The sequence below is a fragment of the Rhodopseudomonas palustris genome (assembly GCF_003226555.1).
In the GTDB taxonomy this organism is placed as follows: Bacteria; Pseudomonadota; Alphaproteobacteria; order Rhizobiales; family Xanthobacteraceae; genus Rhodopseudomonas; species Rhodopseudomonas palustris_I.
In genome coordinates, this window is sequence record NZ_QKQS01000016.1 from 29410 (window position 1) to 56061 (window position 26652).

The window sequence follows — 26652 nt, forward strand, 5'->3', positions numbered from 1 at the left end:
TGGCATGTGCAGTGCGCGAAATGGGGTTGTTGCCCCGATCAGTTAGACGAAAGACGAGTGTGGCGCGTAACGATATTGCGCGGCATCGCGAGCGAGTTGCATTGGAACTTACAGCTTGCGGCTGAGTGTGAACGCGCCGCGCATCTGCCCGGGCGCGAAACCGGTGGCTTGGTCGGCGGGGTACAGCGCGAGGATTTTGGCGGCGACGTCCGGTTTCAGCGCGCTGCCGTGGCAGGTCAGGCACAGCTCGGCGGTCGGAATGGCCTGGACGTATCGAAATACCCGCGCGCCATTCTGTTCGACGATTTCGGCATGGTGCAGCGAGGCCGCGGGGGTACCTGCGGCGATCTGCGCGACGAATTCGGTCATCACCCGGCGCTCGAAATCGTCGGGTGCGGCGTTCGGGTTGCGCGGCTTCAGGCTGGTCCGGGCGACGGTCCAGCCGCTCTGCTGCGATGCGGTCGCCGCGAGTGCCGGTGCTTCGCGGTTGCAGAACCCGATCGCTTCGACCGGACCCGAGCTCTCCAGCGTGCTCTTCAGCACGCCGAGCAGCGCCGCGCCGTAGTCCTTGATCAGACCTCGCGCCTCGGCCTGCAAGGCGGCTTCGTCGACGGAGCGGCCGCGCACGACAAGTGCCGTGAAGCCGACCGCCGCCGCGATGATGAAGGCAATAAACACTCTGGTCGACATCGCTGCACTCCGCTCGTCCGGTTGGGCCAAGACAAAGCGCATCGGTACGGCGAGCCACGGTGATGGTCTGTGATCAAGTCACGCTGATCGGCCCCCGTATCCCGTGTCGTGCCGAGTGCGAACTAAGCTGGCGCCCGAGACTCTCGCAGGAGCGCTATGGCGGTTCGATATCGCAAGTGGTCCATGATGACTTCACCCGACGGACGACGTGTTACTTGCGGTGAACTCAGCGGCGCGCGAGCTTTCCGATCAGGCCGGCGACGGATTTCTCGACACCGGTCTTGATCGCGGCGCCGAACATGGCGTGTCCGATCGCCGAGCCGACGGCGAGGATGACGCCGCGCGGAGGCGGAGGCGCGACCGCAGGGACCGCGCCGGTCAGCCCCTCGTGAACGATGGCGGCGAGGATAGTTTCGCTGGACACCAGTTTGGCGTCGAACGCCACGATCACGCTCGATGCCCGTAGATTGACCTCGATCCGCACGCCGGCGAGCGGTGCGGCCTGCTCCACCGCTTTGCGGAAGCGCTCGGCGACGCCCGGATCGCGCCGCAGTTGCGGAACCTTGAACCGCAAACGTCCCGGCAGGCGGTGGACCAGATGCGTCATGTCCGGCTGCCCGATCTGCCGGAGGAGGCGAGCGCACGAAGCAGGATCGCGATCGTGGTGCCGTTGTGCAGGGTCGCCGTCGCCACCGGCGACAGTCGGCCGAGCACGGCGCCGGCCATGATCGCCGAGTTGATTGCGACCGAGGCGGTGAAGTTGGACTGAATCAGCGCCAGCGTGTCCTGCGCGATGCCCCTGAGCGAGGCGAGACCGTCGAGCCGATCTTCCAGCAGGATGATGTCCGCGGTCGCGCGGGCGATGTCGGTGGCGCGCGGCATCGCGATGCCGACGTCGGCCGCCATCAGGGCAGGGCCGTCGTTGACGCCGTCGCCGACGAAGGCGACGGTGCGGCCCTCGGCCTTCAACGACTCGACCAGCGCCGCTTTGTCTTCGGGCTTCTGATCGCAGAACACCCGGTCGAGCCCGAGCGTGTCGCCGATGATTCGAGCCTTCGCGGCGTGATCGCCGGTGATCATCACGCAGCTCTTGACGCCCAGCGTGCGCAGCCGGTTCAGCACCGATTGCGCTTCGTCGCGCAGCCGGTCGCGCAGCCCGACGATCCCGATCGGCTGGCCGTCGGCGGCGACGAACAGCATCGACTTGCCGGCTTCCGCGAGCTGCTGGATCAGCCGCTCGCTCGATGCGAACGACACGCCTTCGTGCTCTTCGAGATAGTGCCGCGAGCCGATCCTGACGCTCATCCCGTGCACCGTGGAGGCGATGCCGTGGCCGACCAGGAAATTGACCTCCTCGTGGCCGATATGCGCCAGGTGACGCGCCTTCGCCAGATTGACGATGGCGCCCGCGACCGGGTGGCTGGTGTGCTCGGCGACCGACGCCACGGTGGCGAGTAGTTCCTCTTCCGACAGTCGGCACGAGTCGGGGCGGTGGATGTCGGTCACCTGCAGCGTGTTGTGGGTGAGCGTGCCGGTCTTGTCGAACACCACGGTGTCGACCGCCGCGAAGGTTTCGAGCGAGTGGCCGGACTTGATCAGGCAGCCCTCCTTCGCGGAGCGGAACATCGCCGCCTTGATCGCCATCGGCGTGCCGAACTTCACCGCGCAGGAATAATCGACCAGAAATACCGATTCCAACCGGCGCCAGTCGCGGGTGATCGCGAACACCCCAAGTCCGGACAACAGCGTGATCAGGATCCGGCGATCCGCCATCTTTTGGCTCATACACTGGATCTGCGACGGGTCGGCGAGCGCTTCGAGGATATAGCGCGAGATCCGGGCGGTGGTGGTGGCGTCGCCGACCCGTTCGGCGATCACCGTCAGGCGGCCTTCGTTGACGACGCTGCCGGACAAGACCTCATCGCCGGCACCGCGCGGAATCGGCAGGCTCTCGCCGGTGACGGCAGCCTGATCGACCCAGGCGTCTCCGTCGGCGACGATGCCGTCGACCGGGATCTGGTCGCCGGTGCCGACCACGACGCGGGCACCGACCTTGACCTCGCTCCACGGCAGTTGTCGCAGCTCGCCGTCGGGCGTCTCCACCGTCACCGTGTCGGGACGGGCCTTCAACAGGTCGCGCAGCAGCTTGTCGGAGCGGCGCGCGGTGCTGGCTTCGATGTACGAACCGAGGTCGAGCAGGAACCTGGCGAAGTTGGCAGTGAACCACTCGCGGCGCAGCGTTGGCAGCGTGATCGCCACCGCATCCAGTACTTCGACCTTCAGACCCTCGGCGAATAGCATCCGGGCGCCACGGCCGACCACCCCGGCGACGTTGACGACGGTGACCAGCGCCTTCAGCGGCGGCGGCAGGAGCGGCAGCGCCAGCAGCGCGGCCCCGGACAGCAGCACCTGGCCGAAATCCGGGCCGCTGTCGGTCGGCCGGATCGCCGCGTCCGCCGCTACCGGATGGCGGACCGCTGCCAGCACCGCCTGCCGGGTCGCCGCGGCACCGTCATAGGCGACGACGATCGAAGCGCAGGCGGCGTTGAGGCGGACGTCGCGAACGCCGTCGACCGCTTCGAGCCGTGCCACGATGCCCGATCCGTTCGCGTCCACCGCGATCGCCGGCAGCCGGAGCCGCAGGCGGCCGTGGGTTTCATGGGAGATCCGGATCACCGCAGCGCCACTTTCACCGGATGCAGCGAGCTTCGGCCCCGCACCGCCGCGTCGGGCTGCGCCGCCGCCCACGATGTGCCGCGAGGTCGACACCAGGACCGCATCGTCGCGTCAGTCCTCGGAGGCCGTCGCGATTTCGGCTTCGGCATCCCGGAAGCGCTCCTTCATCTCTTCGATGCCGCCGGTCAGCGACGACCACACCTTCACCAGCGCCGCGATCATGTTCTTCTGGACGCTGTCGTTGGTGAGTAGAAAGGTGACGCCGGCACCGATCAGCAGGCCCTTGATCAGCGCGTCGTTGTGAACACCGAGCCCGGAAGAGAACAACGAGCTGCTGTCGCCGGCCGCGGACGGCGCCGCGCCCGGGCCGGGCGCCGGAGGCCCCTGCCACGGTGCCGCGGCCCAAGGCGGCGGGGCCGCCCAGGAGGGTGGCGGCGGCGCCCAGCCATGATGCGCCGCCCAGTGCGGATGCGCGGGCCATGCACCCGCCCACGGTGGCGGCGCTCCCCAGCCCGGATGCGCGGCGCCCTGCGGCGGCGGCGCGCCATGAGTCCCCGCCGGTCCCCATCCGTAGCCCGGCCCCCAACCCGGGTGAGGCGCCATGCCCGGCGCGGGCCCGTACGGCCCCCACCCATCCGGCGCCTGCGCAGTGTTGGAGTCGGTCTTGCCGTCGCTCATGTCGTGTTCCTTGCGAGTGGTGAGTGGGATCAAGCGGCCTTGGCCGCGGCGCGGCGCGGCTTGCGCCGCTTGGCGCCGGCGGCGGCCGCGCGTTTCGATTTCGCAGCCGCGGCCGGTGGCGCAGGAGGCGGCGCTTCGGCAGGCTCTTCTGCGATCTTGGCCTTCGCCGGATTCATCGCCCAGGTCGCGATCGCGGCGCCGGCGACGAACAGCGCTAGGCGAACGAAGCCACGTCCGCCGAGTGCCGCAGCCGCGGCGCCGCCGATCGCCGAAGCGATGCCGCCCTTGGTCGCGGCCTTCAGCGTTTCGGAAACCGCTTCGGCCGGCGTCTTGGTGCCGGCGCGTGCGGCGGCGGCGGATTGCCCGGCGGCGATGCCGCCGTTGACGATGGCCCCGACTGTGCCGAGACGCAGCGCGGCGTCGGCGACTTCACCGGGTAAGTGATCCAATCTGTGCGACATGGTCGGTCTCCTCGTCTCTGGTCTGGCGCTGCATCCTGGGCGCGTGATCATCAGGCCGGATCTTCGATCTCCGCCACCGCCTCCGGGACCGGCGGCTCACGCCTTGCGCCGGCGACCGCCGACAGCGCGAGCATCGCGGCGGAGCCGATCGCCACGCCGGTCCAGAACCGGCGATCGGCGAGGGAGGTGCGATCGATCAGTCCGGCCGCGCGCAAGGCTTCGAACGGCGAGCCGCGGCGGCCGCCGTGCAGCAGCGCTTCGACCAGATGATCGCCCTTCTTCAGCGCGTGGAGCAGATCGTGGATCGCGTCGTCAGCCGACATGGCGTTCTCCTTCGCGGTGCCGCGCGGCATTGCCGGCAATCAGGTCGTCGAGTTCGTCGTCGGGCGCGTTGATCAACAGGTCCCACAGATCCGGCGCCAGCCGGTCGGGCGCGTATTCGACGACGACCGACAACGCCGCGCTGTTGACCCGCACCGAGGCGATCTCGTCGCTGCGGGCGCCGGCCTGCAGCGTCTGCAGTAGCTGCGGGGTGAGGTGGATGTAGCCGGAGGGGGCGAGGCGCACGCGAATCCTGCCGCGCACATGATGCGCCACGATCAGATGCCGCCGGATCGGCCGCAGCGCCTCGATCAGGGCCGCGAACCCGCTCAGTTGCACCATTCCCAAACCTCCTCGTCACATCCGCAGCCGCCGGCGCAGCGGCACGACGCCGATTTGTCTTTCCGCCGCGCCGAACCTTTGGCTTCGAGTTGCTGCAGCGCCTGGCGGACCGCGTCGCGGCTGGAATCGAAATGCAGCGCCAGCTCGGCGAGCGACGCGCATCTGCGATCGATCAGGCACGATTTCAGGGCGGAGAGCGTCAGCACGGTGTTGCTCCTACTCGCTCATCGGCGGAGCGAGGCGCCACGCCTGCCAGCGGCCCATGGCCCACATCGTGCCGATCATCGCCGCCAGCGCCGTCGCCACGACGATGAGCCACGAGGTCGCAATGGCGGGATCGCGCGCGAACATCGCGGCCTGATAGAAGGCGACGGCGACCAGCCAGCCGAGTGTGGTGTTCCACAGCGCCGAGAACACCGTCCAGCCGAGCCCGACCTCGTGGCGGATGGCGCCGAGCGCGGCAACGCAAGGCGTGTAGAGCAGGATCAGCAGCATGTAGGCGAAAGCGCCGATAGCGCCGTCGAAGCTCGCCCGCATCGCGCCGAAAGTGTTCCCGGCGACCTTGAGCTTTTCGGCCGCCAGCGCATCGTCGCTGACGTAGCGGACGTCGATGCCGAACGGATCGAGCAGGGCGTCGCCGAGCGCTGCGAACTTGGCCGGGATGGTCTGGACCGCGGCGAGCAGCTTGCCCGCCAGGCCGGGCTGATCGGGCGCAGCGGCGGCGGCAGTCGCGGTGCCACTTTCGCCGAGCTTTTCGTACAGCGCGTTGAGGGTGCCCACCACCGCCTCCTTGGCGAAGATGCCGGTGAACAGGCCGACCGCCGCCGGCCAATTGTCCTGCCGGACTCCCATCGGCTCGAAGATCGGAACGAGCTGCCGGCTCATCGTCGCCAGCACCGAGTCCTTGGAATTCTCCTTGCCGATCGATCCGTCGGTGCCGATCGCGGCCAGGAAGCTGAGGGCGGTGACGATCGGAACGATCACCTGTCCGGCTCGGAAGATGAAATCCGACAGCCGTCGCCACGCCTGGATCAGCACGGTGCGGACCGTCGGCAAGTGATACACCGGCAGCTCCATCACGAACGGGGTCGCTCCGCCGGGCAGCAGCGTCGCCTTCAGGACCAGGCCGGTGACGACGGCGAACAGGATGCCGGCCAGATACAGCGCGAACACCACGTTCTGTCCGCTCGATGGGAAGAAGGCGGCGGCGAACAGCGCGAACACCGGCAGCCGGGCGCCGCACGAAATGAACGGCGCCATCAGCGCGGTGAGAATGCGATCGCGGTGACTTTCGAGCGTCCGCGTCGCCATGATCGCCGGCACATTGCAGCCGAAGCCGACGATCAGCGGCACGAAAGATTTGCCGGGCAAGCCGATCGTCCGCATCGCGCGATCCATCACGAAGGCGGCGCGCGCCATGTAGCCGGAGTCTTCCAGGAACGACAGAAACAGGAACAGGCTGGCGATGATCGGGATGAAGGTCGACAGCGTCTGGATGCCGCTGCCGAGACCCTTGACGATCGCCAGCACCCAGCCTGGCGCGCCGAGCGGAGCGAGCTGTTCTCCGACCCAGTCGACCGCGATGGCAGCGACCGCCTGATCGAAGAAATCGACGAAGGCTCCCCCGATCGAGATCGTGAACAGGAACATCAGATACATCACGAGCAGGAAGATCGGGACGCCGAGAAACCGGTTGAGCACCACCCGATCGATCGCCTGCGTCACCGACGCCGACAACCGACGGGAGCGGTGATGGACGCCGGCCATGATCTCGCCGATGGTGCGATAGCGGCCGTCGGCGATGATGATGTCGGCGTCGTCGCCTTCCTGCTCGGCGATCGCCGCGCGGGCCGCCTCGATCGCAGGATCGAGCCGGCTCCCGACCATGCGTTCGACGCGGTCGTCGCCTTCGATCAGTTTCAGCGCCAGCCATTCGGCGCCGAGCCGTGTCTCCGACGCCTGTGCTGAGAGCTCCGGTGCGAGTTTCCCGACGGCAGCGGCGACCGCGCCGGCCTGTGTCGGGCGCAGCTTCGGCGCGGTCGGAGCAGCGACGGCGGCAGCGATCGCCCGTCGCAGGTCGTCGGCCCCGGTGCCGCGGCTGGCAACGACCGGGACCACCGGGCATCCGAGGATATTCGCCAGCGCGGTCGTATCGATCGCGCTGCCGGCGCGCTCGGCCAGATCGATCATGTTCAGCACCACGACGAGCGGCACACCCAGTTCGCAAAGCTGAACAGTGAGGTAGAGGTTGCGCTCGAGATTGGCGGCGTCGATCACGTCCACCACCACGTCGGCCTCGCCTGCGAGGATGTAGTCGCGCGCGACCTTCTCGTCTTCGCCGCCGCGTCCGACGCTGCCGAGCATGTAGATGCCCGGCAGATCCACCAGCCCGTAGCGCTGTCTTGCGAAGCTGTAGCTGCCGACCTTCTTCTCGACGGTGACGCCGGGCCAGTTGCCGACTTTCTGCGCGGCGCCGGTCAACAGATTGAAGAGTGTCGTCTTACCGCAATTGGGATTGCCGACGACGGCAATGGTGTGATGATGCATCTCACCATTCATGAACGGTATCCAATTCCAGAATGGAGGCCTCTTCACGACGCAAGGTCAGGGCGAAATCGCGCACCGAGATTTCGATCGGGTCGCCGAGGGGCGCGATCCGCTTCAGCTGGATAACGGTGCCGGGAGTCAGTCCCATCGCCAGAAGCCGCTGGCGATAGCCGCGGTCGCCGGGCGCCAAGCCTGCGATGCAGGCCCGGTCGCCGGGACTCATCGATTGAATCGTGATCCTCAAGTCAGCTCCTTCCCGGCGCACAGCGGCCTGGATGGAGCGGGCGCTCCATTGCTCGAGAAGGCGCTGTCGACGCGTGTCCGGGTGGCTGGCTTGATCAACGAGCTGGTAATAGCTGGCTGCCTGCACGCAGCAATCAGCTTGATCGGCGTCCTCGCAACTGGCTTTGATACACGTCAAATAAGGATCGGTGCGTCAGCTCTGGAGACTCGGTAGCTCTGGAGACTCGGTGGTGCGGGTCAGCGTGATCACTTGATTTGCTTCTCCCGACGAGGTCGCGCCGCGACAATCGCGCGAGGGATCGGTCGACCGTACAGCGTGTAGTGCCAGTACGAAGCGCCGATCAGCGCCAACCCGGTGGCGACGTGCGCCGACACAATGGTGGACTTGCTGCGGCGGTGATGACCCATCAGCGCGAATCCCGTCAGCGTCACCACACCTAGCGCTGCAACCATGGCGGCCTTTGCGGCTTCGCGCTCGGCGCGGCGTTGCAGGGCAGCGGACGCTCTGGCACGGGCGGGGAGGGGAGGTCGCGGCATTGCTGGCCCCGTTGAGTGAATGGCAACCGATGCCGCCGCCCGAACTCGCACCCGCGCATCGGGGCGAGATCGACGAGGGCGTCGCTGGAGGCTGGCTGGCGAGCTGCTGGCTGGCTGCGGGGGACGGACGAGTCCGCCGCGCATGCGATGCTTCCATTCGGAACCGGGCAAGTCAATTCGACGACGCGCCAGCTTCGGCCTCCGCAGCGTGAGCGCTTCGGCCGAACCGCCAATGCGAGTGGTTCTCGACAATTGATTGGGATCAATTCGCAACGCCGTGCTGCTTCTTATAATCAACTCCAGAATTGGAGGTTTCGATTGTGAATTTCAGACCCGACAGCAGTCACTTTGCGCTGGCCGAGATCGAGCCGGTCGACTTCAACCGACTGGCCCGGCAGCCGAAGCTGTCTCGTGAAAGCGAGATGCTGCAATCGGTCGGCCTGCGGCCGACGGCGCAGCGGCTGTTGCTGACCCGCCTGCTGTTCGGTAGCGGCGATCGGCATGTGACCGCCGAGATCCTGTACGAAGAGGCGAGCAGGTCGAGCGCTCAGATCTCGCTGGCGACGGTCTACAACACGTTGAATCATTTCGCCGAGCTCGGCCTGGTGCGCCGGGTCAGCGTGGACGGCAGTAAGACCTATTTCGATACCAACGTGTCGGATCACCATCACTTCTATCTCGAGGCCAAGCACGAATTGATCGACGTTCCGGTCGAACATATTGCGCTGGGCAGCCTGCCGGAAATCCCGGACGGCTACGAGATCAGCCGGATCGATATGGTCGTCCGGCTGCGTCGTAAGGCCTAAGGCTAGACCGTCGCGCGCTTGGGCGAGGCGGCATCTGCGCCGTGGCGAAGATTGTCCCCCTGTTGGGGGCAGCCGCCGGGGGGGCTGCACGCCACTTCCATCTCCAGAGCTGCACGTTCCGCTTGGATGGATTCCAAATTGCGAACGGCTGTCATGTTTGCTCGGTGTGATATTTGTGCCTCCAGGGGTGGAGGTATTTTAATGAATTTGGGGAAGTCGGGACACATTGTTGCGGGCGCCGCTTTCAAAGCTGTGCTGTGCTCGACCGCGCTGGGAGCCGGCCTGTTGGGATTCGGTCTTCAGGCGGGGCCGGCGCTGGCGCAGTCCGGCCGTGATCTGCCGCCGGTGACGGTGGACGCGCCGAAGCCACAGGCCGCGCGGTCATCCAAGCCGCCGCGGCGGGCGAGCCGCCCGGTCACCGCTGCGCGCCGAACCGCTGCGCCGTCGCGTCAGCAGGTCGCCGAGCCGCCGGTCCGCGCGGTGGGGCTCGGCCGAGGCGCCGAGCGCGCCGATGGTCCTGTCACCGGATATCTGGCGAACCAGAGCGCCACCGGGACCAAGACCGACACCCCGATCCTGTCGACCCCACAATCGATCTCGGTGGTGACCCAGGACCAGATCCAGGCCCAAGGCGCCCAGAACGTGGTCGAGGCGCTGCGCTACACGCCGGGCGTGACGCTCGACACCTACGGGGCGACGACGTTTTTCGATTCCTTCAAGCTGCGCGGCTTCGACGTGCCTCGCTATCTCGACGGGTTGCGGCTGCCGGTCGACCCCGGCACCCAGTTCGCTTTCCCGCGGATCGAGACTTACGGGCTGGAGCGGATCGAAGTGCTGCGCGGGCCGTCGTCGGGGCTGTACGGCCAGACCGATCCGGGCGGCCTGCTCAACATGGTGAGCAAGCGGCCGACCGCATACCCGCAGCACGAGATCATCGGCAGCTTCGGATCGTTCGAGCGGTTTCAGGGCGCGTTCGACAGTTCGGGGCCGATCGACCGCAACGGCGAATTTCTCTACCGCATCGTCGGTCTCGGCCGTAGCACCGACGGCCAGCAGGACTTCGTCCACGAGAATAAGGCCTACATCGCCCCCAGCCTGACCTGGCGTCCGACGACCGATACGTCGCTCACCATTCTGTCGCATTATTCCCACATCAAGAACGACGGCTGGCAGCAATACGTGCCCGGTGGGGTGTCGCTGCGGCCCGGCGCTTTCGGGCGGGTGCCGTACAGCCGCTACCTCGGCGAACCGGGGCGAGACGGCTACACGCTCGATCAGTTTTCGGTCGGCTATGCGTTCGAGCACCGGTTCGACAACAATCTGCAGTTCAGATCCAACCTGCGCTATTTCGACGTGTCGCAAGACCTGGCCGGCGTCCGCGCCGAAGGCCTGTTGGCGGACGACCGGACTGTCGCACGGTCGTACAACTACGTGAAGTCCTCGGCGAAGAACCTGGCCCTCGACAATCAGATCCAGGCCGATTTCGCGACCGGGCCGCTGCTTCACAAGGTGCTGGCAGGGTTCGACTACCAGCGCCAGGATTCGAATTCGGACTACCGCTTCACGATGATCGGGTCGATCGACGCGTTCGCGCCGGCCTATGGCGGATTCGTGCCGCCCGCGGCGTCGGTCGCGCCGTTCATCGCCACGACCGCCACCTCGGAGCAGGCCGGTCTCTATCTGCAGGACCAGGTCAAATACGATCGGTGGACGCTGACTCTGACCGGCCGCCAGGATTGGGCCAACGCCCGAACCGTGAGCACCGCGCTGTTTCCGGCTGCAGGAACCTATCTGCAGAACGACAAGGCGACGACCGGCCGAGTCGGGCTGAACTATCTGTTCGACGTCGGGCTGTCGCCCTACGTCAACTACTCGTCGTCATTCGTGCCGACCTCGGGCACCGATCAGTTCGGCAACACTTTCAAGCCGACCACCGGGGAGGGCGGCGAGATCGGCGTCAAGTTCAAGCCGCTCGGCTCCAACCTGATGCTGACCGCGGCGGTGTTCGAGATCAACCAGAAGAACGTGCTGACCGCCGACCCGACCAACATTATTTTCAGCGTCCAGACCGGCGGGGTTCGGGTGCGCGGTTTCGAGTTCGAAGCCCGCGGCAACGTCACCCGGGAACTGGAAATCGTCGGCGGCTACAACAAATACGATCCGCGCGTCACCAGCAGCAACGACGGTACGGTCGGCAACTATCTGCTCAACACCGCGCTGGAGCAGGCCTCACTGTGGGCCAAATACACCTGGTACAACGGACCGGTCGCCGGGCTCGGGATCGGCGGCGGCGTGCGCTATGTCGGCAAGAGCTACGGCGATGCCGCCAATACCGTGTTGATTCCCTCCTATACGCTGTTCGACGCCAGCATCAGCTATGACCTGCAGTATCTGCGGCCGGATCTGAAGGGCTGGAGCATGCAGGTCAACGCCACCAACCTCGGCAACCGCTATTACGTGTCGTCCTGCGTGACGAGCCTGACATATTGCGGTCTCGGTGCGGCGCGCACGGTGATCGGAACGTTGAAATACGCCTGGAACTGACCGATGCCGGGCCGTTCGACCAGATCGCTGCGGGTATGGGGGCTCGTCCATAAATGGACGAGCCTGATCTGCACGCTGTTCATGCTGCTGCTGTGCGTCACCGGCCTGCCGCTGATCTTTCACGAGCAGATCGATGCGTTGCTGCACAGCGAGGTCAATCCGGCCGAGGTGCCGGCCGGCACCCCTGCGGCGAATCTCGACGTGGTGCTCGCCAACGCGCTCGCCAAGGTGCCGGGCCAGGTGCCGCATTTTCTGATCTGGGATCGCGACGACCCGAGCGCGCTGCTCGTCAGCGTCGGCCCGTCGATCGACGCCAACCCGGTCGACAATCGTATCGTCAGGATGGACACCCACACCGGCGCATTCCTCGATGCGCCCGACGTCACCGGCCGTTTCACCTACATCATGCTGCGGCTGCATACCGACATGTTCGCAGGGCTGCCCGGGAAGCTGTTTCTCGGACTGATGGGAATCCTGTTCTGTGTGGCGATCGTGTCCGGCATCGTCGTGTATGCGCCGTCGATGCGGAAACTCGAATTTGGCGCTTACCGACGGCAGCGACCGCGGGTGGTGCGCTGGCTCGACATTCACAATCTCGCCGGCATCCTGCTGGTGATGTGGACGCTGGTGGTCGGTTTCACCGGCGTCATCAACACCTGGGCTGATCTCGTGGTGAAGTTCTGGCAGGCCGACCAGCTCGCCGAGATGACCGCGCAATATCGCGACCGCAAGCCGCCCGAGCAGCCGAGCTCGCTGCAGGCCGCGGTCGAGACGGCGCGCCGCGCGGTGCCGGGGATGACGCCGAGCTTCGTCGCCTTTCCGGGCTCGCTGTTCTCCAGCAAGAGCCACTATGCGGTGTTTCTGCACGGCGATACGCCGCTCACCTCGCGGCTGCTGAGGCCGGCGCTGATCGACGCCGAGACCGGGCAACTGACCGACAGCCGCGACATGCCGTGGTACGTCTCGGCGCTGCTGATCTCACAGCCGCTGCATTTCGGCGACTATGGCGGGATGCCGCTAAAGATCCTGTGGGCGCTGCTCGACGTTCTGACCATCATGGTGCTGGTCACCGGCATCTATCTGTGGTTGCGGCGACGCCGCTCCGGGCTCAGCGTCGATCGCGCGATTGCCGGCGGCTCCGCCGCCACTTCGCCGCTGCTGTCGCGATAGGTGTGGGCCGTGTCACATCACCGCACGCTTCGACAGATCTTCGCCGTTCCGGCAATCATCGGCGTTCTGAGCGGAATCGGATTGGTCTCGGCGCTGGTCGGTGACGGCTGGTGGGACATCGCGTCTTGGCTGATGCTGATGCTGCCGGTCGTGCTCTACCTGTTCTATGTGGAGCTCCGCAGCCGAATTCGGCCCTGAGCGATAGGGGCGCGGTGCCTCCGCCGCGACCGCCCCGATTGCCCGCGTTCGGAGCGCAGCCGTCGCGACGGCAACCATCGACACCATAAAATTCGTCAGGCGGTCGGGGACGACTACCGGATTCAGCGGCAGCCCTCTAGCGGACGCTGTCCGCTGTCGTGGATCGTTTGCGACTGTGTGGTCGCAGCGATATGGAATTCGGTAGGGATCGCGAATCGCACCTCGGCGCACCGTCGGTCTGTGACGTTGTCACTGCATCGTCAGGTTGTGTGTGCGAATTTGCGGTCCTGGAAGTCTGTGGTCGTAGATTGAGGCACCGAAGTGGGGATGCCGTCCATCGTCGGTTCGATCTGCGACGACAGAAACGATTGGAAAAGGACCTGAGAAGATGAAATTGCGAATTGCTACTATCGTCGGGCTGGCCGTTGCGGTCAGTGGCGTTGCGGTTGCGCAGACCGACGTGATCGCGCAGCGCAAGGCGATCCTGAAGCAGATGGGTGAAGCCACCAAGCCGATCGCCGCGATGATGAAGGGCGAGGCGACGTTCGATCAGGCGGTGGTGCAGAAGTCGCTCGGCGCGATCGCCGCCGATGCGAAGAAGCTGCCGGCGCTGTTCCCGGCCGATTCCAAGACCGGCGGCGACACCGCAGCGCTGCCCAAGATCTGGGACGACAAGGCGAAGTTCGACGATCTGTTCGCCAAGCTGGCAGCGGCGGCGACCGCCGCGCAGGGCACGATCAAGGATCAGGCCTCGCTGAAGGCGAACATGGGCAGCGTTTTCGGCACCTGCAAATCGTGCCATGACGATTTCCGCGCCAAGAAGAGCTGACGGAATGAAGGAAGCGAGCGTCGTCGCCTGGGACGGGCCCACGCGCGTCTTCAAGTGGGCGCTCGTCCTCGTCGTGATCGACGGCTGGATCAGCAACAAATATGGCGGGGGCATCCCCGCCTGGCACAAGCTCAACGGCTACACCGCGCTGGTGCTGATCGTGTTTCGAATCCTGTGGGGCTTCGTCGGCGGTTCGACCGCCAGGTTCGGCAGCTTCGTCGCGATGCCGGGCAAGGTGATGGCCTATATCGCCGACAAGAAGAAGTTCCTCGGACACAATCCGCTCGGCGGCTGGATGGTGCTGGCGCTATTGGCGCTGGTGCTGGCGATGGCGACCTCCGGGCTGTTTTCCGGTGACGAGGATCGCCTGATCATCGACGGGCCGCTCGCCAAGACGGTGTCCGACGCCGCGGTTGAATCCGCGACGATGTGGCACCGGCGGATCTTCACCGCGATTGAGATCTTCGTGGTGGTGCACGTCGCCGCCAATGTGATCTATGCGCTGTTCAGTCGCGAGCCGCTGATCCGGGCGATGATCACCGGCCGAAAGCCCGTCGACAGCTATGCGGACATGCCTGCGGCCGAGCCCGGCCCGTGGGGCAGGGCGCTGGCCTGTCTGGGCGTCGCGGCCTTCATCGTGCTGGCGCCGATCTACATCGTCGGCGGCCGGCTTCTGTAAACACGATGGCCGGCCGCTTTGGTGCGGCCGGCCTTCGGATCTCAATTGATCTTGGTTTCAGCCAACCGGCGCCCGCCGTGACGGGCGAGCGCCAGCGCGCCCTCAGAAGGTGTGGACGAGACGCGCAGTGAAGTTGCGGCCCGGCTCCAGCAGCGGATTGTACATCGACTGCGGATACGACCGGTTCACATAGGTCGCTGCGCTGACGTAGGACGTGTCGAAGATGTTCTGCAGGCTGAGATGCACCTTGGTGTCGCCAAGGCGCGGCGAAATCAGAATGCCGAGATCGAGCGACGCGTAGATGCTCGGCACCGCGTAGCCGCCGGTCGGGTACTCCTCGGTGGGGCTGATGCGGGTCTTCGCGCCCGCCCAGTCGACCGCCGCGCCCAGCGAATAGCCGGAGCCGAGCGGGGCGTATTGCACGCCGAGCCGTCCCTTCCACGGTGCGATGAACGGCAGCGGCGTGTCGGTGTCGGTGTTGGTCGCCTGCAGCCAGGCGGCGTTGCCGTAGATGTTGAACGACGGCGTCGCCTGCCAGCGCCATTCGGCCTCGACACCGTTCACCGTGGCGTGGCCGACGTTCTGGCGCTGGGTCATCGAGGAGCCGTTGTAATTGACGAACACGGTCTGCAGGAAGTCCGTGTAGTGGCTGTCGAACGCCGTCACCTTGATGGTGGCGGTGGGGAAGTTGAGCTGGAAGCCGCCCTCGTAGGTGAGGCCGGTCTCGGGCTTCAGTTCGGGATTCGGAATCGTCGTGCCCGAGAACGCGAACAGCTCGGAATTGGTCGGATAGCGATACGAGGTGCCGACCGAGGCGAGCAGATCGAGCACCGGCGTCAGGTGGACGGTGGCGCCGAAGCTGCCGGTCGGCGCGGTCTTGGAGACGTCGTCGTTCTGGCGCAGCACCTGAAGCGCCTTCGCCGAGCTGACCGGCGACAGTTCGGACGTGGTGTTGAACCAGTCGAACCGGCCGCCGGCCGACAGCGTCAGCAGCTGCATCGGAGTCCACTCGTGCAGCATGAAGGCGCCGACATTGGCCTGCGTGTTGTCGGGCGCGGTCTGAGTTTCGGGCGTGACGGTCGTGGCCGTCGCTGTCTGCCGCGTCGACCACGACGTGCTGCCGGGCCGCCATTCCTGGAAGCCGTCGATGCCGAACGTGGTCTTCACCAGCCCCCACGGCGCCGGCTCCCACGGGATCACGCCCTGGGCGCGGCCGCCGATCACCAGCGGACCGCCGACGTTGCTGACCGAACGGGTGACCACGCCGGCCGTCGCAGTGTTCACGGTGGCGAGCTGGGTGTCGAAATAATTGGCGTAGAACGATCCTTCGACGTGCTGCACCAATTGATCGGTGAAGTCGCCCGAATAAGACAGCTTCGCCATGTGAACCTTGTTCGGCTGCTGCCGCACCTGCGTGTAGGGCCAGCCGGGAGCGCCGCCGACGCCGCCGGCGCGGCCGTCCTCTTCCCAATAGTCGCGTAGCGTCAATTCGAAGCGCTGATTGTAGGTCGGCGACCAACCGAGCCGGAGATTGCCGCCGATGCTCTCGTAGTCGCTGTTGAGCGCCGCACCGCTGGGCGTCTGATAGTTGCCGCCCTTGCGATAGCTGATGCCGCCGAGCACGTCGAAGCCGAGGCCGGCCGCCTGCGCCCATTCATAGGTGCTGAAGCCGTTGTCGACCGAGCTGTAGCCGGCCGAGAACCCGCCGTGCGCGATCCGCCACGGGCCGAACGGATCGACCTTCGGGCGCCGGGTGACGACGTTGACCAGGCCGGTCATGGCTTCCGAGCCGTACACCACCGAGCCGGGGCCGCGGATCACCTCGACGCGTTCGATCTCTTCGGGCGCGAAGTAATTGAGCTGCAGCGTGTTGCGGCCGCGGAAGCGGTCGCCGTCGATATACATCGGCGATCGCCAATTGTTCGACGAGAACCCGCGCAAGTAAATCTGGCCGCCGATACCGCCGGCACGCGCGATCGACACGCCCGGCACATTCTGGAGAATGTCGAGCAGGCTGGTCGGGCTGGTCTGTTCGATCTGCGCGCGATCGACGACGGTGATGCTCTGCTGCGCCGGATGCGGAATACCAGCCTGCGGCAGTTTGCCGCCTATCGGCTTGAGAGCGTTGTCGCTGGTCGCCGCACCCGACGCCGCGGCCTGCTCGCTCTGCGCCGGCTTCGGTGCTTGTGCCGCGTTGCGGCGCGACGCACGGCCCGCATTCGGGCGCGATGCGCGCTGCAGCTTCGCCGCATTGCCTGCTTCCACGCGCACTTCCGGCAAGACGTGCCGTGTGCGCTGCGACGGCGCTTCCGCTGTTTGCGCGCGTGCATCGACGCTCGTTATCACGCAGGCCAGCGCGACGCTTAGTCCACACGTCGACGCGAGTAATGCGCGTTTCTTGGTTTCGAGCGTGAATGCTCTTTGAATCATCGGATTAGTCCCCAGCTCACGAACAGTGAGTGGGGTCCTTAACGATTCGTCATCTTGCCGACCACCATCCCCACGTTAGCGTGTGGGGCGATTACATCCACGCGGATGCAAACTTCGACACATTACAGATTGCGGTGCGTGATCCATGAGCGTGCGATTAGCAGCGCTCGCAACTCGACGAAATCAATCCTTGAACGATTCCATTGTCGGGAGCGTCGCTTTCGATTGTAGATGGCGTTTTGGTTTTGCGTTTTCGTATCGCCGCCTCCTATGTAGGCAACGTTGCTCTCGCCACGCTGGCCGTGGTGAACGCTTTCGAGATCGATGAGGTCATGTTGTCACAGCTGCGCGGGATGAGGTGGGCTCTTGCGATGGCGATCGGCGTTGCTGCTGTGTGCGCTGCGCTCGGTCCGGTATGCGCTGGCGAACTGACCGATCAGCGTGGTGCCACCGTCGCCGTCGCGACGCCGGCGCAGCGCGTGGTGTTTCTGCCGATGCCGGCGCCGTCGACCTATATGGCGATCGATCGTTCGGTCGCGCACATCGCCGGCATGAATCCGGCGTCGGCGACCGCGATGAAAGCCGGCATTCTCGGGCGGATCTATCCGTCGTTCGACAAGATCCCGACCGGCATCACCCGCGGCGCCGGCGTGGTGCCGAATGTCGAGGCGATCATGGCACTGCATCCGGACGCGGTGCTGCAATGGGCGACTTCGGGGGATGAGCCGATCGCGATGCTCGACCGCGCCGGACTGACCGTATTGGGGCTGCGCTACGGCGGCCAGGACGAGGTCGAAGGCGCGATCCTGATGATGGGACGCCTCGCCGGGCAGGTGCCGCGCGCGACCGCGATCGTCGAACGGCAGCGACAACGGCGCGCCGCGCTCGCCGCCGCGTTCGGCGCCTTGTCCGATGCCGAGCGTCCGCGCGTGCTGCACCTGTCGCGGGCGTCGGACTCGTTCGCTGCCGCCGGCCGCGACACCTATTCGGATTTCGTCATTCGCACCGCGGGCGGTCGCAACGCGGCGGGCGAGATCGGCGGCAGCCGCGCCGTCACGCTCGAACAGTTGCTGGTCTGGAATCCGGACGTCATCCTGCTCGGTAACTTCGATACGGCGACGCCCGACGATCTGTATCGCGATCCGCGGCTGCAGGGCGTTGCGGCGGTGAGGGATCGGCGGGTGTATCGTGTGCCGCTCGGCGGCTATCGTTGGGATCCCCCGAGCCACGAGTCGGCGCTGGCCTGGACCTGGCTCGCCGGTCTGCTGCATCCCGCCCGTGTCGCGATCGACCTGCGTGCCGACATGCGCGACTGGTACACGTTCCTGTACGATTACAAGCTGAGCGACGGCGAAATCGACGACATTCTCCGAACGCGGCTGAACGGCGGCTCGGCCGGCTACGCGCGGTTTGCAGGCGCCCGATGAGCACACTCGACGCAGTCGCGGTCCAGCCCGTGCGATCGATCAAAGTGCCGATCGCGATCGGCGCGCTGGTGTTGCTGCCGGTGGTGACGGCGATGCTGTGCCTGTCGGCGGGGCGCTATCAGGTGCCGGCCGCGCACGTGTTCGGCATCCTGCTGCACGATCTGCTCGGCCTGTTCGGTGTCGACCCGGCCGGCTGGCTGCCGGGCTGGGCCGCCGCGAGCTGGACGCCGACCGAACGGATCGTGGTGACCACGGTGCGGCTGCCGCGGGTGCTGATGGCCGGGATCGCCGGGGCGGGGCTGGCGCTGTCCGGCGCGGTGCTGCAGGGCATGTTCCGCAATCCGCTGGTCGGACCGCAGACGATCGGCGCCGCATCCGGGGCGTCGCTCGGCGGCGTCGTCGCCATCCTGCTGTTCGGCTTCGGCCTGCCGGTGCATCTCGGCGCATTCGGCGGTGCCGCGCTGGCGCTCGCCGCGGTGCTGATCGTTCACCGCGGCGACGGCGTCTCGCCGGTGCTGACGCTGGTGCTCGCCGGCGTCGTGGTCGGTGCGTTCTGCGGCGCGCTGGTCGGCTTCGTCACCTTCATCGCCGATCCGGAAGTGAAGCTGCCCGGCATCGTGTTCTGGCTGCTCGGCAGCTTCGCGGCGGCGAGCTGGCCGAACCTGGCGCTGCTGGCAGCGTGTACCATCGTCGGTGGCGGCGTGATGTTGGCGATGCGCTGGCGTGTCAACGTGCTGTCGCTGGGGGATGAAGAAGCGCGCACGCTCGGCGTCGAGCCCGGCCGAGACCGCGTCATCCTGCTCGCCGCGACCTGCTTGGCGATCTCGGCGCAGGTCGCGGTGTCCGGCACGATCGGTTGGGTCGGTCTGGTCATCCCCAATCTGGTGCGGATGGTGGCCGGTGCCGATCATCGCCGATTGCTGCCGGTGTCGGCGGTGGCCGGCGCGGCGTTCCTGATGGCGGCCGATACGCTGGCGCGCGATCTGTCGGCGGCGGAGATTCCGGTCGGCATCGTCACCGCGATCGTCGGCACGCCGGTGTTCGCCTGGCTGCTGCGCCGGCATGCGAGAGGACAGGCGGCATGATCCGCGTGGAGCAGGCCGGGCATTGGTTCCGGCCGGAGCAATGGCTGTTTCGCGATCTGTCATTCGCGGTGGCGGAGGGCGAGGCGACTGCGATCCTCGGGCCGAACGGATGCGGCAAAACCACGTTGCTGCGCGCGCTCGCCGCGACGCTGGCGTTGAAGCAAGGCCGGATCAGCGTCGACGGCATCGTCGGCGTGGTGCCGCAGGCGCTGCGCGGCGATGTCGGCTACCGGGTGATCGACATGGTGCTGCTCGGCCGCAGCCGTTATCTCGGCCGGTTCGGTGCGCCAGGGCGGCGGGATCTGTCGCGCGCCGAAGCCTGTCTCGATGCCGTCGGCATCGCCGAGCTCGCCGAACGGCGTTACGACCGGCTCAGCGGCGGCCAGCGACAGCTCGTGCTGTTCGCCCGCGCGCTCGCCTGCGATTGCCGGGTGCTGCTGCTCGACGAGCCGGCCTCGGCGCTCGATCTCGCCAACCAGGGCGTGGTGCTGCGGTTGATCCGCCGCCTGGTGCGCGACGACGGCATGACCGTGGTGTTCACCACGCATCATCCCGATCACGCGCTGGCGGTGGCCGACAAGGTGCTGATGATGGCGGGCGAGCCGGTGTTCGGCCCCGCCGATACGGTGCTCGACGAGGCCAATCTGGCGCGGCTCTACGGCGTGACGGTGCGCCGTGTCACCGTCGAGGCGGATGGCGAGCGCATCGAGGCGACCGTGCCGGTGCACCGGCTGACGGGGAGCGATGCGCCGCCGCCGTCGTCATGACTGCGCGGTGGCTTGCGCCCAGCGCAGGAAGCCATCGAGAAACCGCGTCGTCGCCGGCATGAACCGGCTGCCATGGTGATAGAACGGATCGAGCGTCGAGACGATCAGCCGGCCCGGCGTCGAGACGCGGTCGTCGTACAGGAGCGCGCCGCCGGGATCGCGGCCGTCGCGATCCTCCGGCACGGTAACCAGCGGCTGCGCGCCCTCGGGCGGAAACAGCACGCCGTGGATGTGCCAGACCGTCGAGGCTGGCGCGACGTGGCCGAATATCTCGTGCTCCGGCGCGACAAACTGATGCGGCGGCTTCTGCGCGGGATCGAGCCACCACCAGAAATTCGTCGGGCGCGGTGCGGCGCGCACGCCGGGGGCCCAGGTCTCGGCATCACTTTCGCCGAGCACCACCAGCGTCCGGCCGCGGGCGAGAAACTCGGTGAGCAGCGGCCGATGCCGCCGCATCAGCTCGGGATTGCTGCGATCGGGCACGATCAGCAGCGTCGGCTCGGTGAGATCGTCCGCGGTCAGCATTGGGGTGTAGATCACGCGATCGAAGCGGTCGCGGAAGCGTTCGCCGAAAATGGTCTCGTGATGATAATAGGTGCCGCCGTCGAGAACAGCTACGGTCATGGGCGTGCCTCCACCAGCCAGGCGATGAGTTGCGGCAGCAGCCGCCGGGTCGAATCGTCGCCGCCGAAGCTCCACAGGTCGTTGCCGCCGTGCATCAGCACTTCGCCGCGGCCGGAGCGATAGATGAAATCGAGCGGTCTTGCGTCCGGCCCCAGCGTATGGATCACCGTCGCGCCGTCCGGCGGGATGTGCCAGGCGTGACCGTAGAAGCCGGCGACGCCGCGGCGGAAGGTGAGGTCGTCGAGCGCGACGCCGTCCCAGATCGGATGCGGGGCCGCGCGCGACACGGTGAGATCGGCGATGCCGCCGCCGCCGAGCGGCTGCACCGGGGACTGGCCGGTGAGAAACGGGTGGGCGATGTGGCCGCTGATCACCAGACGGCCGCCGGACGCGACATAGTCGTCGAGCAGCGCGGTGTTCGCCTGTAGGAAGCGCTGGTCCATGTGCATGCCGATCAGCAGCGCATCGGCGCTGCCGAGCAGCGCGGCATCGAGCGTGTAGAGATCGACGTCGCGAACGCTGCAGTCGAGGCCGCGGAGCCGTTCGGCCCATGCCGCGGACGAGGTCTTGTGGCCGCAGAACGGGCGGATGATGGTTTTCATGGTCGCACCGTCCGGTTACAGCCGGTCGAACAGCGTGTCCGGCGCGGTGGCCAGCACGTCGTCGGCAACGCGTCGCTTTAGCGCCGACAGTTCAGCGTTCTCATCGTCGCTGCGCGCGGCACCGCGGCCGATCAGCTCGAAGAACCGGTCCGGCACCACGCCGCTGCGCAGCGCTGCGCCGACGCTGCGATCGCCCGCCGAGACCCGCCAGCTGTAGGACATGTCGGCGCCGGGGCAGAGCCTCGCATGCGGCAGCGAGCGGTCGACGGTGTAGACGCCGCGCGTCACCGCGCGGGTGACGAACTCGAAAGCGTCGCGCACGCCGGGGCCTGGATGGCCGCTCGTCACGACGAGATCGGCGCGCCGCGGCGGCCGCTCCGGCGACAGCACAGGCAGCATCAGCCGCAGCGCCTGAAACGTCACCGCGAGCATCGCCAGAGCGCTTTGCCCGTGATACGCGGCGACCGCGTCGAAGCGGATGTCGATGAGATCTTCCTCGCCCGCGATGGTGAGTGTCGGACGAGTGTCGAGAGTCGGAGTCATTGTGGGCCGATCGAGTTTGATGGAAGCGACGACGCAGGAATGTGCGTCGCGTAGCAACAAGGTTGGAGCGCAGCAATTTGTGAGTCTCACGCATCGCGTGCAGCAGCAGCTTCGGTTCGGCGTAACTCACTCGCGGTAAACGCTTCTTCGCGAGATTTAGAATTGACTGAAACTCGCGAAGAGTCGTTCACTTGCTCGGCAGGCCGCCGGCGCTGTCGAACGCAGTCATCGAGGACGAGCAGACGAGTCGCTCTCGTCGTTGTCAGGCGCGCGCATTCGCTGTAATGCGGAGCTTGCGCGGCGACGAGGTTCGCCGTGCTGCGAATGTGGATTGGATGTCAGAGCTTGTGTGATCAGGCTCTCTGATTGTTCAGAGAGCCTCGTGAAGTCGAAGCCGGCGGGCGCATCGGTGCTCGCGGGCGCTTGTTCACGTCCATCACACGAGACATCCATGAATATCTCACGAAACGAACAGCGTGCGCTGCACGTTCTGGCCCTCGGCGGCTGCATCCGTCACGCCCGCAGCCGTGGCCGCAAGATTTCGTCTGTCCTCTGCATCTCGCGCGAGGGAATGATCCTCGCCGATTTCGATCTGGAGCTGTTCGAGCGATTGCGGCGGAAGCGTCTGATCGAATCCCGCTCGGGCAGCCCGTATCGGATCTCGCAGCTTGGTCGCATTTGCGTGCGTGCTCAGCTCGACAATCAGGGAGCATGACATGCTGATCCGCAACGAAACCGCGGCCGATGTCGCCGCGATCGGCCGGGTCGTCACCGAAGCTCTCCGGAAGCTGCCGCAGGCCACCGGCACCGAGGCGGAGATCGTCGAGAGGCTGCGCGCGCAAGGCGCTCTTGTCTTGTCGCTCGTGGCCGAGGACGACGGCGACGTCGTCGGCTATCTGGCCGCCTCAGCGGCGCGGATCGGTGCGCAGCCCGACTGGGGACTGATTGGTCCACTCGTCATTTTGCCGTCGCGGCACCGCCAGGGGAGCGGCTCGGCGCTGATGGCGGAGGCGCTCCGCCGGTTGCGCGCCACGTGCCGCGGAGCGGCACTGGTCGGTGATCCTGGATACTATGGACGGTTCGGCTTTCGTGCCTTCCCGGGCCTGCGGGTGACCGGCTGCCCTCCCGACGTGGTTCAGGCGTTGCCGTTCGACGGTACGGAGCCTTGCGGCGAACTGATCCATCATTCGGCGTTCGGTCTGAACCAACACACGTAGCACGAGGCCGGGCTGCGCCAACGCTAGGCGCAGCCCAGCCCGTTGCCGAAGTCGCCGGGCAGGGAAGTAGGGCGCGACATCGCGTCTCGACGAGCGGCGAAGTTCGGTTGAATCGCAATCAGACCGTTACCGGATGGCGCGTGCTCGCGGCGGCGGAAGCGTCGTTGCACCCGCTTCGGACGCCGGGCCGCTGTCGTGGTCGGTCACGGCCGCGTAGAACACGAGGCGAAGGTGTTTCTCCTCGTCGACGATGAAGGACGAGTGGTCGAACGTGACCGCACCCTGGCCCTCGATCATGAAGCTTCGGCGGCCCTCGCATCGGCCGTGGACGTCATGTTGATTCCATAGCGTTCTGAAGGAGGGCGAGACCTGCTCCAGCGCCTCGACGAGCGCGACCATGCTTTCATCCTCCGGGGCCTGCGCGAAGTCCCGCCGGAAGCTCGCTAGCACTTGCGGCGCCTGCACCGCCCATTCGACGATCCGGCTGCTCAGCCGATCATCCGCAAACAGCATCCACAGCACGTTCCGCTCAGCCGGCTCGCGCGCCTCGAACCCGAACAGGCGATCCGCAGCGGCGTTCCAGCCGATCACATCCCATCGCAGATTCAGCACATAGGATGGCCGCAATGTGAGGTCGTCGAGTAGTCGGCGCACCAGCGGCGGCAGCTCGCACCAAGCACGGCCGGCCATCGCCGGAGGACGCTGATGCGCGAGGACGAACAGATGCCGCCGCTCGACCTCGTCCAGCTTCAGGACCCGGGCCACGTTGTCGAGAAACGCCGTGGAAACCTTGATGGCTCGGCCCTGTTCCAGCCACGTATACCAAGTCAGCCCGACACCGGCGAGGGTGGCGATTTCCTCACGGCGCAGCCCAGGCGTTCGCCGCCGTTTACCGGCCGGCAGACCGACGTCGAGCGGCGACAGACTCTCCCGGCGGCGGCGCAGAAAGTCCGCCAGCTCGGAGCGCGTGCGATCGAGTCGATGATCCAGCGTATCACTCATAGTAATACGATATCTTGTTCCATAGTAATAGTTTAACGGCGGTGCCATGCGACTTCAAGACGATTGGAGTTGCCATGACTGTTCACCGTCCGCCTTCCAACATCGCTTCCGCCTCGACCGCCACGACGACCCATCCCTCAGCGCTGGCGCTGGGAATCCTGTTGCTCGGCGGGTTCATCACGGTGTTCGACCTGTTCGTCGTCAACGTTGCAATTCCCTCGATGCAGGCCGATCTCGGCGCGAGCTTCGCCGACATCGGCTTCGTCATCGCCGGCTACGAGGTGGCGTTCGGCGTGCTGCTGATCGGGGGCGGGCGGCTTGGGGACCGCCATGGACGCCGCCGGCTGTTCGTGTTGGGCATGGCCGGATTTGCCGTGACGTCGTTCCTCTGTGGCATCGCGCCCGATGCGACCAGCCTGATCGTCGCTCGTCTGCTGCAAGGCGCGACCGGCGCACTGCTGTTTCCGCAAGTCTATGCGCTGCTACGCGTGCTCTACGACGAGGCGGGGCGTCGCCGGGCATTCGGTCGTCTCGGGATGACGCTGGGACTGGCTGCGATTGCCGGGCAGGTGGTCGGCGGTCTGATCGTCGAGAGCGATCTGTTCGGGCTCGGCTGGCGGATTGTCTTTCTCATCAACCTGCCGATCGGCCTGGCTGCGGCGTGGTCGGCACGTGTCATTCCGGAATCGCGTGCGGCCGACGCGCTGCGCGTCGATTGGGTAGGCATCGGATTGGCGGCGGCGGGATTGCTGCTGTTGCTTTTGCCGCTGCTCGAAGGTCCCAGGCTCGGCTGGTCGGCATGGACATGGATCAGCATCGTCGCGTCGGTCGTACTGCTGGCGCTGTTTCTCGGATGGGAGCGCCGCATCGCGGGGCGTGGCGGCGATCCGGCCGTCGATCTCGCCTTGTTTCGAAATGTCGCGTTCTCCATTGGGGCGGTGGTGGTGCTGCTGATCTATTCGACGGCGACATCGCTGTTTCTCTGCTTCGCTCTGTTGACGCAGTCCGGAATCGGACTGTCGCCATTCGAGGCAGGCGCGCTGTTTGCGCCCGCGAGTGTCGGGTTCATCGCGGCGTCGCTGCTGGCTCCGTGGCTGGTGGCGCGGTTTGGGAACTCCACGATCGCGGCCGGCGCACTGATCTACGCTGCCGGAATCTGCTGGTTGATCGCCATCGCCGCTGGCGTCGACGGTCGCGCCGGAGCGCTCGCGCTGCTGCCGCCATTGGTGATCTTCGGCTTCGGACAAGGTTTGTCGATGACGCCGCTGCTCAATCTGGTGATCGGCTCTATCGCGGAGCGACATGCCGGAATGGCGGCGGGGTTCATCTCGACGATGCAACAGGTGGGGGGCGCCTTCGGCGTTTCCGTCGTCGGCATCTTCTTTGTCCGCATTCTCGATCGGCAAGCCGGCGCGGGCCTTTCTGAGGCGCAGCGTTACGCCGACGCATTCTCCGGTGCGATGATCTACAATGTCGCCGCCATCCTCGTGGCTGCTGCGCTGATCGCTGTCCTGGTGCGGATCAGGCGGGCCGGCGAGAAATGATGGCATGCGCCGGTGTCTGACGAGAGTTCGATGCGACGTTACGCAGAGCTGCCGAGATAACCGTAGACGGCGCGTCTCACCCGTGCGGTCAGATCGACGTGGTCCTGCTCGCCTCGCTCGCCGGCGGCGTCGACGATGCCCTTGATGATCGCCAGCACGTCCTGGGTCGCCGTATCGAGGTCGCGTTGTGCCGGAATGTCGGCGCGGCTCAGAACATCCCGCAGGATCGATCGCAGCCGGTCGGAGACACGCCGGGTCTCGTGGTCGAACGGAAGCCGCGCTTCCTCCAGATCGATCAGCCGCGCCAAGGCCGGCCGCCGGAGCTGGTGAGCCACCGCCGCTGCGATCAGTCCGGCCAGTGCATCCCGGCCGGAGGCGGTCACAGCTGCGGCTTCCCAGTCTTCGATCAATTGGAAGGTCTCGCGAACGATCAGCGCGCCGATCAGCGCTTCCTTGCCGGGGAAGTACTGGTAGAGCGAACCGATGCTGACGCCCGCGCGCTCCGCCACCGCATTGGTGGTGAACGCTCCCAGCCCGCCTTGCTCCAGAATGCGAGCGGCAGCCTCCACGATCGCCCGAACGGTCTCGGCGGAGCGGGCCTGTCGGGGCGATTTTCTCGGGGGCGGGCGCTGTTGCGTCGGTGTTTGAGACATCGGATTCGGATGCGAGTAGCCAATGTGAGGGTTTGCT

Annotated in this window: 29 protein-coding genes; 12 read left to right on the top strand and 17 right to left on the bottom strand. The window is 66.5% G+C overall.

Annotated features, from left to right (window positions below; translation table 11 throughout):
• Positions 1-108: 108 nt before the first annotated feature.
• The 11 genes from DNX69_RS11265 to DNX69_RS11315 form a co-directional block, all read right to left on the bottom strand.
• Positions 109-690: a Tll0287-like domain-containing protein gene (locus DNX69_RS11265; RefSeq protein ID WP_110786099.1), complete on the bottom strand. Its 582-nt coding sequence runs from the start codon at positions 688-690 to the stop codon at positions 109-111.
• Between the two features lie 226 nt (positions 691-916).
• Positions 917-1297: an HMA2 domain-containing protein gene (locus tag DNX69_RS11270; protein WP_110786100.1), complete on the bottom strand. Its 381-nt coding sequence runs from the start codon at positions 1295-1297 to the stop codon at positions 917-919.
• The gene (locus DNX69_RS11275) at positions 1294-3459 is read right to left on the bottom strand and encodes a heavy metal translocating P-type ATPase (protein ID WP_234826927.1); all 2166 of its coding nucleotides are present in this window, start codon (positions 3457-3459) and stop codon (positions 1294-1296) included. The genes DNX69_RS11270 and DNX69_RS11275 overlap by 4 nt, the downstream gene beginning before the upstream one ends.
• A gap of 18 nt (positions 3460-3477) precedes the next feature.
• A complete protein-coding gene (locus DNX69_RS26095) occupies positions 3478-4044 on the bottom strand; it encodes a hypothetical protein (protein ID WP_133256008.1) in 567 nt (188 codons plus the stop codon).
• A gap of 29 nt (positions 4045-4073) precedes the next feature.
• Entirely contained in the window at positions 4074-4505 is a 432-nt protein-coding gene (locus DNX69_RS11285) for a hypothetical protein (protein ID WP_133256009.1), read from the bottom strand.
• Positions 4506-4555: 50 nt separating this feature from the next.
• Positions 4556-4828 carry a hypothetical protein gene (locus tag DNX69_RS11290; RefSeq protein WP_133256010.1) on the bottom strand — a complete coding sequence of 91 codons (273 nt, stop codon included), beginning with the start codon at positions 4826-4828 and terminating at the stop codon, positions 4556-4558.
• Entirely contained in the window at positions 4818-5168 is a 351-nt protein-coding gene (locus DNX69_RS11295; RefSeq protein WP_110786104.1) for a hypothetical protein, read from the bottom strand. Before DNX69_RS11295 ends, DNX69_RS11290 begins: the two co-directional genes overlap by 11 nt.
• Complete coding sequence (locus tag DNX69_RS11300; RefSeq protein ID WP_110786105.1) at positions 5156-5374, bottom strand: FeoC-like transcriptional regulator; 219 nt, start codon at positions 5372-5374, stop codon at positions 5156-5158. The genes DNX69_RS11295 and DNX69_RS11300 overlap by 13 nt, the downstream gene beginning before the upstream one ends.
• Positions 5375-5384: 10 nt before the next feature.
• Entirely contained in the window at positions 5385-7727 is a 2343-nt protein-coding gene (feoB, locus tag DNX69_RS11305; RefSeq protein WP_234826928.1) for a Fe(2+) transporter permease subunit FeoB, read from the bottom strand.
• Positions 7717-8136, bottom strand: coding sequence for a FeoA family protein (locus DNX69_RS26610; RefSeq protein ID WP_234826929.1), 420 nt, complete (start codon positions 8134-8136; stop codon positions 7717-7719). Before DNX69_RS26610 ends, feoB begins: the two co-directional genes overlap by 11 nt.
• A gap of 68 nt (positions 8137-8204) precedes the next feature.
• Positions 8205-8411 (bottom strand): hypothetical protein, encoded by a 207-nt coding sequence (locus DNX69_RS11315; protein WP_133256011.1) that lies wholly within the window; start codon positions 8409-8411, stop codon positions 8205-8207.
• Between the two features lie 404 nt (positions 8412-8815).
• On the opposite strand from DNX69_RS11315, the gene irrA reads away from it, so the two are divergent.
• The 6 genes from irrA to DNX69_RS11345 all read left to right on the top strand — a co-directional run bounded on the left by irrA (position 8816) and on the right by DNX69_RS11345 (position 14721).
• A complete protein-coding gene (gene irrA / locus DNX69_RS11320; protein ID WP_110786277.1) occupies positions 8816-9301 on the top strand; it encodes an iron response transcriptional regulator IrrA in 486 nt (161 codons plus the stop codon).
• A 201-nt stretch (positions 9302-9502) separates the two neighbouring features.
• Entirely contained in the window at positions 9503-11845 is a 2343-nt protein-coding gene (locus DNX69_RS11325; RefSeq protein ID WP_110786108.1) for a TonB-dependent siderophore receptor, read from the top strand.
• 3 nt (positions 11846-11848) lie between these two features.
• Positions 11849-13015 carry a PepSY-associated TM helix domain-containing protein gene (locus DNX69_RS11330; protein WP_110786109.1) on the top strand — a complete coding sequence of 389 codons (1167 nt, stop codon included), beginning with the start codon at positions 11849-11851 and terminating at the stop codon, positions 13013-13015.
• A 9-nt stretch (positions 13016-13024) separates the two neighbouring features.
• Complete coding sequence (locus DNX69_RS11335) at positions 13025-13213, top strand: hypothetical protein (protein ID WP_165825237.1); 189 nt, start codon at positions 13025-13027, stop codon at positions 13211-13213.
• 388 nt (positions 13214-13601) lie between these two features.
• The gene (locus DNX69_RS11340) at positions 13602-14042 is read left to right on the top strand and encodes a c-type cytochrome (RefSeq protein ID WP_110786111.1); all 441 of its coding nucleotides are present in this window, start codon (positions 13602-13604) and stop codon (positions 14040-14042) included.
• A gap of 4 nt (positions 14043-14046) precedes the next feature.
• Positions 14047-14721 carry a cytochrome b/b6 domain-containing protein gene (locus DNX69_RS11345; RefSeq protein WP_110786112.1) on the top strand — a complete coding sequence of 225 codons (675 nt, stop codon included), beginning with the start codon at positions 14047-14049 and terminating at the stop codon, positions 14719-14721.
• 102 nt (positions 14722-14823) lie between these two features.
• On the opposite strand, the gene DNX69_RS11350 is transcribed toward DNX69_RS11345, so the two are convergent.
• The gene (locus DNX69_RS11350; RefSeq protein WP_234826930.1) at positions 14824-16986 is read right to left on the bottom strand and encodes a TonB-dependent receptor; all 2163 of its coding nucleotides are present in this window, start codon (positions 16984-16986) and stop codon (positions 14824-14826) included.
• A gap of 497 nt (positions 16987-17483) precedes the next feature.
• On the opposite strand from DNX69_RS11350, the gene DNX69_RS11355 reads away from it, so the two are divergent.
• The 3 genes from DNX69_RS11355 to DNX69_RS11365 are packed head-to-tail and all read left to right on the top strand — an operon-like array spanning position 17484 to position 20430.
• Positions 17484-18578: an ABC transporter substrate-binding protein gene (locus DNX69_RS11355; protein WP_110786278.1), complete on the top strand. Its 1095-nt coding sequence runs from the start codon at positions 17484-17486 to the stop codon at positions 18576-18578.
• Positions 18575-19663: a FecCD family ABC transporter permease gene (locus DNX69_RS11360; RefSeq protein ID WP_110786114.1), complete on the top strand. Its 1089-nt coding sequence runs from the start codon at positions 18575-18577 to the stop codon at positions 19661-19663. The genes DNX69_RS11355 and DNX69_RS11360 overlap by 4 nt, the downstream gene beginning before the upstream one ends.
• A complete protein-coding gene (locus tag DNX69_RS11365; protein WP_110786115.1) occupies positions 19660-20430 on the top strand; it encodes an ABC transporter ATP-binding protein in 771 nt (256 codons plus the stop codon). The genes DNX69_RS11360 and DNX69_RS11365 overlap by 4 nt, the downstream gene beginning before the upstream one ends.
• On the opposite strand, the gene DNX69_RS11370 is transcribed toward DNX69_RS11365, so the two are convergent.
• Genes DNX69_RS11370 through DNX69_RS11380 form a run of 3 tightly spaced genes read right to left on the bottom strand, consistent with a single transcriptional unit; the run spans position 20425 to position 22199 of the window.
• Positions 20425-21054, bottom strand: a complete 630-nt coding sequence (locus tag DNX69_RS11370; protein ID WP_110786116.1) for a hypothetical protein — start codon at positions 21052-21054, stop codon at positions 20425-20427. The genes DNX69_RS11365 and DNX69_RS11370 overlap by 6 nt on opposite strands.
• A complete protein-coding gene (locus DNX69_RS11375) occupies positions 21051-21656 on the bottom strand; it encodes a hypothetical protein (protein ID WP_110786117.1) in 606 nt (201 codons plus the stop codon). Before DNX69_RS11375 ends, DNX69_RS11370 begins: the two co-directional genes overlap by 4 nt.
• A gap of 15 nt (positions 21657-21671) precedes the next feature.
• Positions 21672-22199 carry a hypothetical protein gene (locus tag DNX69_RS11380; protein ID WP_110786118.1) on the bottom strand — a complete coding sequence of 176 codons (528 nt, stop codon included), beginning with the start codon at positions 22197-22199 and terminating at the stop codon, positions 21672-21674.
• Between the two features lie 382 nt (positions 22200-22581).
• Between DNX69_RS11380 and DNX69_RS11385 the strand changes: the two genes are divergently transcribed.
• Together DNX69_RS11385 and DNX69_RS11390 are read left to right on the top strand one after the other, a co-directional pair.
• A complete protein-coding gene (locus DNX69_RS11385) occupies positions 22582-22914 on the top strand; it encodes a YjhX family toxin (RefSeq protein WP_425327303.1) in 333 nt (110 codons plus the stop codon).
• A 1-nt stretch (position 22915) separates the two neighbouring features.
• Positions 22916-23416: a GNAT family N-acetyltransferase gene (locus DNX69_RS11390; RefSeq protein ID WP_110786120.1), complete on the top strand. Its 501-nt coding sequence runs from the start codon at positions 22916-22918 to the stop codon at positions 23414-23416.
• Between the two features lie 126 nt (positions 23417-23542).
• Here the strand turns inward: DNX69_RS11390 and DNX69_RS11395 are convergent, their stop codons facing one another.
• Positions 23543-24418 carry a helix-turn-helix transcriptional regulator gene (locus DNX69_RS11395; RefSeq protein WP_110786121.1) on the bottom strand — a complete coding sequence of 292 codons (876 nt, stop codon included), beginning with the start codon at positions 24416-24418 and terminating at the stop codon, positions 23543-23545.
• Between the two features lie 74 nt (positions 24419-24492).
• On the opposite strand from DNX69_RS11395, the gene DNX69_RS11400 reads away from it, so the two are divergent.
• Entirely contained in the window at positions 24493-25962 is a 1470-nt protein-coding gene (locus DNX69_RS11400) for an MFS transporter (RefSeq protein WP_110786122.1), read from the top strand.
• Positions 25963-26000: 38 nt separating this feature from the next.
• Here the strand turns inward: DNX69_RS11400 and DNX69_RS11405 are convergent, their stop codons facing one another.
• Positions 26001-26531, bottom strand: a complete 531-nt coding sequence (locus DNX69_RS11405; protein ID WP_234826931.1) for a TetR/AcrR family transcriptional regulator — start codon at positions 26529-26531, stop codon at positions 26001-26003.
• Between the last annotated feature and the right edge of the window lie 121 nt (positions 26532-26652).

Coding starts and splice junctions, on each gene's coding strand:
- DNX69_RS11375 (WP_110786117.1), bottom strand. CDS start 21,656: ATGAAAACCATCATCCGCCCGTTCTGCGGCCACAAGACCTCGTCCGCG.
- DNX69_RS11370 (WP_110786116.1), bottom strand. CDS start 21,054: ATGACCGTAGCTGTTCTCGACGGCGGCACCTATTATCATCACGAGACC.
- DNX69_RS11265 (WP_110786099.1), bottom strand. CDS start 690: ATGTCGACCAGAGTGTTTATTGCCTTCATCATCGCGGCGGCGGTCGGC.
- DNX69_RS11360 (WP_110786114.1), top strand. CDS start 18,575: ATGAGCACACTCGACGCAGTCGCGGTCCAGCCCGTGCGATCGATCAAA.
- DNX69_RS11315 (WP_133256011.1), bottom strand. CDS start 8,411: ATGGTTGCAGCGCTAGGTGTGGTGACGCTGACGGGATTCGCGCTGATG.
- DNX69_RS11390 (WP_110786120.1), top strand. CDS start 22,916: ATGCTGATCCGCAACGAAACCGCGGCCGATGTCGCCGCGATCGGCCGG.
- DNX69_RS11330 (WP_110786109.1), top strand. CDS start 11,849: ATGCCGGGCCGTTCGACCAGATCGCTGCGGGTATGGGGGCTCGTCCAT.
- DNX69_RS11290 (WP_133256010.1), bottom strand. CDS start 4,828: ATGTCGGCTGACGACGCGATCCACGATCTGCTCCACGCGCTGAAGAAG.
- DNX69_RS11365 (WP_110786115.1), top strand. CDS start 19,660: ATGATCCGCGTGGAGCAGGCCGGGCATTGGTTCCGGCCGGAGCAATGG.
- DNX69_RS11355 (WP_110786278.1), top strand. CDS start 17,484: ATGTTGTCACAGCTGCGCGGGATGAGGTGGGCTCTTGCGATGGCGATC.
- DNX69_RS11345 (WP_110786112.1), top strand. CDS start 14,047: ATGAAGGAAGCGAGCGTCGTCGCCTGGGACGGGCCCACGCGCGTCTTC.
- DNX69_RS11400 (WP_110786122.1), top strand. CDS start 24,493: ATGACTGTTCACCGTCCGCCTTCCAACATCGCTTCCGCCTCGACCGCC.
- DNX69_RS11295 (WP_110786104.1), bottom strand. CDS start 5,168: ATGGTGCAACTGAGCGGGTTCGCGGCCCTGATCGAGGCGCTGCGGCCG.
- DNX69_RS11340 (WP_110786111.1), top strand. CDS start 13,602: ATGAAATTGCGAATTGCTACTATCGTCGGGCTGGCCGTTGCGGTCAGT.
- DNX69_RS26095 (WP_133256008.1), bottom strand. CDS start 4,044: ATGAGCGACGGCAAGACCGACTCCAACACTGCGCAGGCGCCGGATGGG.
- DNX69_RS11395 (WP_110786121.1), bottom strand. CDS start 24,418: ATGAGTGATACGCTGGATCATCGACTCGATCGCACGCGCTCCGAGCTG.
- DNX69_RS11270 (WP_110786100.1), bottom strand. CDS start 1,297: ATGACGCATCTGGTCCACCGCCTGCCGGGACGTTTGCGGTTCAAGGTT.
- feoB (WP_234826928.1), bottom strand. CDS start 7,727: ATGAATGGTGAGATGCATCATCACACCATTGCCGTCGTCGGCAATCCC.
- DNX69_RS11325 (WP_110786108.1), top strand. CDS start 9,503: ATGAATTTGGGGAAGTCGGGACACATTGTTGCGGGCGCCGCTTTCAAA.
- DNX69_RS11285 (WP_133256009.1), bottom strand. CDS start 4,505: ATGTCGCACAGATTGGATCACTTACCCGGTGAAGTCGCCGACGCCGCG.
- DNX69_RS11380 (WP_110786118.1), bottom strand. CDS start 22,199: ATGACTCCGACTCTCGACACTCGTCCGACACTCACCATCGCGGGCGAG.